Raw genomic sequence first — 1456 nt, forward strand, 5'->3', positions numbered from 1 at the left:
ACACCGGTCTCTATGACGTGCTGACTTCGCAAGGCAAGGCCCAGCTGGGCCTGATGCGCGGCTACCGCTTCGTGCTGGAAGTCGAAAAGTGCGGCGGGCTGCCGGAGCTGCAGACCCTGGCGCTGCGCTTTGCCGAACAGTTGCGCGACGACCACGGCATGGCGGCCGTCAAGCGCTTCTACGGCGCCTTGCGCAGCGCCTGAAGCAGGCGGCTCAGGCGAGCGCCAAAGCAGATTGCTGCCGCGGCTGGGACGAAAACGGCGTCAGGCCGCTGGCCTGCTGGTCGCCCCGCCGGTGTTCAGCAGCGTGTCCCCCGCGCGCACTGCCAGCGCGTGGACCGGCCGGCGTACTTCGGGCACTGAGCCGCGCCGGTCAAGGCGCCGGCTCGCGCAGCTGCAGCACATTGCCCTCGGGGTCGTGGCCGTCGCAGGCCCGAAAGCCGCGCGCTGTCCACTCATGGCTGCTCGGGTTCAGCTGCCCGCCTCGCAAGGCGGCCCTGGCCCGCGCATCCGCCAGGCTGGCCACCGGGAAGAACAGCTTGATCGGCGTCTCTTCCCGAATGGCGGGCGGATCGCTGATGGCAATGGTGTCGGCAATCTGCCTGGGGATCGCGTGCATCACCAGCTGGAACACATCAGATTCCAGCACCATGTGGTCCCCGTCTGCATGCGTGACCGGCAACAGCAGGACTTCTGAATAAAAGGTCGCCATGCGTTCGAGCTGCTTGGCGAAGATGACAGCACCTGGCTTTGTCTTGAGGGACATGCGGTTTCCTTGAGCGCCGTGAGCAGGCCAAGCCTACACGAGGTGAAACGCTGCGCCGCTGCGGCACACTGGCGGCATGGCCGTTCTCCGTCTCTACCTCGATGCCCCGCTCGCCGAAAGTGCCGAGCTGACCTTGCCACCCGAAGCCTCGCGCCATGTGCAGGTGCTGCGGCTGCAGCCGGGTGACCCGCTGACCGTCTTCAATGGCCAGGGCGGCGAATGGGCCGCCGAGATCACGCGCATGGGCCGGCACGACGTGGACCTGCGCGTGGGTGTGCACGACCCGGTGCAGCGCGAATTGGCGCGCCGCGTGACGCTGGCCATCGGCATGCCGGCCAACGAGCGCATGGACGCGCTGATCGAAAAAGCCACCGAGCTGGGCGCGGCGGCGATCCAGCCGCTGCAATGCGCCCGCTCGGTGCTCAAGCTCAGCGGCGAACGGGCCGACAAGCGCCGCGCGCATTGGCAAGGCGTGGCGGTGGCGGCAGCCGAACAAAGCGGCCGCACCGTCGTGCCGCAGGTCGAACCCATCCGTACGCTGGACAACTGGCTGGGCACCCTGCCCGCCACCTTGGCAGACGATTCACAACGCCTGCTGCTGAGCTTCGCCGAAGACGCCCGCACGCCACGCATGCTGGCCGAGACGGCTGCGGCGATCACGTCCCTCTGCCTGCTCAGCGGCCCCGAAGGC

2 protein-coding genes and 1 pseudogene are annotated in these 1456 nt (G+C 68.3%); 2 read left to right on the forward strand and 1 reads right to left on the reverse strand.

Annotated elements, in window-relative coordinates; genetic code table 11:
- Nucleotides 1-203: pseudogene (locus tag FKP22_RS33125) on the forward strand (hypothetical protein); the annotation flags it as partial.
- 169 nt (nucleotides 204-372) lie between these two features.
- Here the strand turns inward: FKP22_RS33125 and FKP22_RS30250 are convergent.
- Nucleotides 373-765 (reverse strand): VOC family protein, encoded by a 393-nt coding sequence (locus tag FKP22_RS30250; protein WP_141291909.1) that lies wholly within the window; start codon nucleotides 763-765, stop codon nucleotides 373-375.
- A 76-nt stretch (nucleotides 766-841) separates the two neighbouring features.
- On the opposite strand from FKP22_RS30250, the gene FKP22_RS30255 reads away from it, so the two are divergent.
- The coding region (locus FKP22_RS30255; protein ID WP_141291910.1) for a 16S rRNA (uracil(1498)-N(3))-methyltransferase at nucleotides 842-1456 on the forward strand (615 nt) is incomplete at its 3' end.

Origin of the sequence: Ideonella azotifigens (assembly GCF_006519715.1) — a bacterium.
GTDB lineage: Bacteria > Pseudomonadota > Gammaproteobacteria > Burkholderiales > Burkholderiaceae_C > Ideonella > Ideonella azotifigens.

Excerpts from the sequence above, each read along its gene's own strand:
- FKP22_RS30250 (WP_141291909.1), bottom strand. The coding sequence starts at position 765 with ATGTCCCTCAAGACAAAGCCAGGTGCTGTCATCTTCGCCAAGCAGCTC.